Raw genomic sequence first — 3011 nt, 5'->3', positions numbered from 1 at the left:
CTGGTCGTAACAATCCTGAAGCGGTCATGGCTCATGTGGAGCGAGTTCATCCGAGACTTCGGCCAAGCCGGTATCATCCACCGCGCTAGCTGCTTCGCGGGCAAACCCACGCCTACAGGCAGTTACCCGCAGCCCTTTTCCTATGCAAGCCAACGACCCATGGCTATCATGCCAGCCTTATTCCAAGTCGAGACTGGCATGCTGAAGTTGTTGAATCTCCTCAAGGATGGCCGGTTCCATTCCGGAGAAGCCTTGGGGGCAGCCCTCGGGGTAAGTCGCAGCGCCGTTTGGAAGCAGCTGCAACACCTGGAAAGTGAGCTGAACCTCACCATTCATAAAGTCCGTGGGCGTGGCTATCAATTGGCCGCGCCGCTTAGCTTGCTCGATGAGCAGGCGATCGCTGAGCTTGCAGAGGGTGAGCCATGGCCTGTTTTCATCCACGAAACCATCGATTCGACCAATGCCGAAGGTCTGCGTCTTGCCAGCGAGGGGCAATCCGCTCCATTCCTGGTCCTGGCTGAGCGTCAAAGTGCCGGGCGTGGTCGTCGCGGCCGCATGTGGATAAGTCCATTCGCAGAAAACCTTTACTACAGCATGGTCCTGCGTATCGATGGCGGCATGCGCCAGCTTGAAGGGCTCAGCCTGGTTGTTGGGCTGGCCGTGATGCGCACGTTGCAGGGCTTTGGTGTCAAGGACGTGGGCTTGAAGTGGCCCAACGATGTCCTGGTCCGCGGGCAGAAAATCACCGGTATTCTGCTGGAGCTTGTGGGCGACCCCGCCGATGTCTGCCATGTTGTCCTTGGCATTGGTATTAATGTGAACATGCAGGTCAATGATCAGGTCGACCAGCAATGGACCTCGATCAGGCGTGAGGTCGGTACGACGATTGATCGTAACCGCTTGGTGGCCATGCTCAGCCAGCAGCTGCAACATGAGTTGGCCCGTCATCGGCGCTACGGTTTTGCAGCGTTCCAGGAAGAATGGGAGCAGGCGCACCTATGGCAGGGGCGAAATGTGTCTCTCATTGCGGGCACCACCTGTATCGATGGTGTCGTGTTGGGCGTGGACGGGCAGGGTGGATTGCGCCTTGAGGTCGACGGTGTGGAAAAGAGCTTCAGTGGTGGTGAGCTCAGTTTGAGGTTGCGTGATGATTCTTGAGCTCGATTGCGGTAACAGCTTCATCAAGTGGCGTGTCATTCACGCTGCCGACGCCACCATTGTTGGTGGTGGGATTGTCGACTCCGATCAGGCGTTGGTGGGCGACGTCGCAGCGCTGGCGTCCTTGCGACTTACAGGTTGCCGAATTGTCAGTGTGCGCAGCGAAGATGAAACCGCTGCCCTCTGTGCGCTCATCGCCGAGGCTTTTGCAGTCGTTGCCCGTGTTGCCGAGCCTGCCCGGGAAATGGCAGGTGTGCGCAATGGTTATGACGATTACCAGCGCCTAGGCATGGACCGTTGGCTGGCAGCCTTGGGGGCTTTTCATCTTGCCAAAGGGGCATGCCTGGTCATTGACCTGGGTACCGCAGCCAAGGCCGACTTTGTCTGCGCAGACGGCGAGCACCTGGGTGGCTATATCTGTCCTGGCATGCCGTTGATGCGTAGCCAGCTGCGCACACATACCCGCCGTATTCGCTATGACGACGCATCGGCCGAACGTGCCTTGAGCAGCCTTGAGCCAGGGCGTTCCACCGTGGAAGCGGTAGAGCGTGGTTGTGTGCTGATGCTGCAAGGCTTTGCCCGTACCCAGCTCGAGCAGGCGCGGGCCTTGTGGGGTGACGACTTCACTGTATTCCTGACGGGTGGGGATGCGCCGCTGGTGCGAGAGGCAGCGCCACAGGCCAGAGTGGTCCCCGACCTGGTATTTGTCGGCCTGGCGATGGCCTGTCCACTGGACTGAGGTGCTTATGCGTTGGTTGTTTCTGCTGTTGCTGGTGCTCAATGTCTTCTATTACGTCTGGCACCAACAGGAAGCCCCGCTCAAGGCAAAGGACGTAGCCCCGTTGTCGTTGTACAAAGGTAACCAGCAAGAGATTCGCCTGCTCAAGGAAACAGGGGCATCGGCACCGGCCCGGCGGCGTGACGAATGCCTGGTGCTGGGTGGCCTGGCTGGTCGCGAGCAGCTTGATGCGTTGCGGCAACGCCTGCTGAGCCTGGATATCAATGCTGCTCCAGTGTCCGGCCAGCTGCCTGGGGCAGAAGGGCTTTGGCTCAAGATTTCCCCGGAAAGCGAGCGTTTACTGGACCAAACCGTCCTCGAGACTCTTTCCAACGATTTCAAAGACTTAAAACATAAAATTATTTTCTGCCAGGGTATTGCAACTGGCGAATAGCTTGATAGAATGGCGCCCGCTTCACAGGGAACACCACTCAGGTGGCAGAACTGGAAGCGGGTGTCAAAGCAGCTAAGCTTCAGATTTGATTGAAAAAATTTGAAAAAAAGCTTGACACTAGGACGGCAGACACATAAAATGCCGGCCACATCTGGAGGGATTCCCGAGCGGTCAAAGGGGACGGACTGTAAATCCGTTGCGAGAGCTTCGAAGGTTCGAATCCTTCTCCCTCCACCAGTTTTAGCGAGAGCCGCAAGCTCCGCGGGTATAGTTTAGTGGTAGAACCTCAGCCTTCCAAGCTGATGATGCGGGTTCGATTCCCGCTACCCGCTCCAAGTTTGCAGGATTTTGCGCAAAGTGTTTCGCTCTTGTAGCTCAGTTGGTAGAGCACACCCTTGGTAAGGGTGAGGTCAGCGGTTCAAGTCCGCTCAAGAGCTCCATATAAACAAGGCAGATATGAAAATATCTGCCTTTGTTTTATCAGCGTAAGACTATTTTCTTCTGCGGAGGATTGTATCGATGGCTAAGGAAAAGTTTGATCGTTCCCTTCCCCACGTTAACGTCGGCACTATCGGCCACGTTGACCACGGTAAGACCACTCTGACCGCAGCTCTGACTCGCGTCTGCTCCGAAGTTTTCGGTTCGGCCGTCGTTGAGTTCGACAAAATCGACTCGGCTCCA

At 56.7% G+C, this 3011-nt stretch carries 4 protein-coding genes and 3 tRNA genes; all 7 read left to right on the top strand.

The genetic code is table 11. The annotated features are described in order from the left end of the window. Window positions 1-198 precede the first annotated feature (198 nt). Window positions 199-1158, top strand: a complete 960-nt coding sequence (birA, locus tag APH27_RS25405; RefSeq protein WP_060486218.1) for a bifunctional biotin--[acetyl-CoA-carboxylase] ligase/biotin operon repressor BirA — start codon at window positions 199-201, stop codon at window positions 1156-1158. Further along, complete coding sequence (locus APH27_RS25400) at window positions 1148-1897, top strand: pantothenate kinase (RefSeq protein WP_027919403.1); 750 nt, start codon at window positions 1148-1150, stop codon at window positions 1895-1897. The genes birA and APH27_RS25400 overlap by 11 nt, the downstream gene beginning before the upstream one ends. A gap of 7 nt (window positions 1898-1904) precedes the next feature. Beyond that, window positions 1905-2330, top strand: a complete 426-nt coding sequence (locus APH27_RS25395) for a hypothetical protein (RefSeq protein WP_060486217.1) — start codon at window positions 1905-1907, stop codon at window positions 2328-2330. Window positions 2331-2483: 153 nt separating this feature from the next. After that, window positions 2484-2567, top strand: a tRNA-Tyr gene (locus APH27_RS25390). Window positions 2568-2591: 24 nt separating this feature from the next. Next, a tRNA-Gly gene (locus tag APH27_RS25385) sits at window positions 2592-2665 on the top strand. Between the two features lie 29 nt (window positions 2666-2694). Then, window positions 2695-2770: transfer RNA gene (locus tag APH27_RS25380), tRNA-Thr, on the top strand. A gap of 79 nt (window positions 2771-2849) precedes the next feature. Continuing rightward, window positions 2850-3011, top strand: a 162-nt coding sequence (locus APH27_RS26285) for a GTP-binding protein (protein WP_256250717.1), incomplete at its 3' end; no start/stop codon positions are given.

This window comes from Pseudomonas sp. NBRC 111123 (genome assembly GCF_001320205.1).
In the GTDB taxonomy this organism is placed as follows: Bacteria; Pseudomonadota; Gammaproteobacteria; order Pseudomonadales; family Pseudomonadaceae; genus Aquipseudomonas; species Aquipseudomonas putida_J.
This window is presented reverse-complemented; position numbering and strand designations above follow the sequence as displayed.

Coding starts and splice junctions, on each gene's coding strand:
- birA (WP_060486218.1), top strand. CDS start 199: ATGCTGAAGTTGTTGAATCTCCTCAAGGATGGCCGGTTCCATTCCGGA.
- APH27_RS25400 (WP_027919403.1), top strand. CDS start 1,148: ATGATTCTTGAGCTCGATTGCGGTAACAGCTTCATCAAGTGGCGTGTC.
- APH27_RS25395 (WP_060486217.1), top strand. CDS start 1,905: ATGCGTTGGTTGTTTCTGCTGTTGCTGGTGCTCAATGTCTTCTATTAC.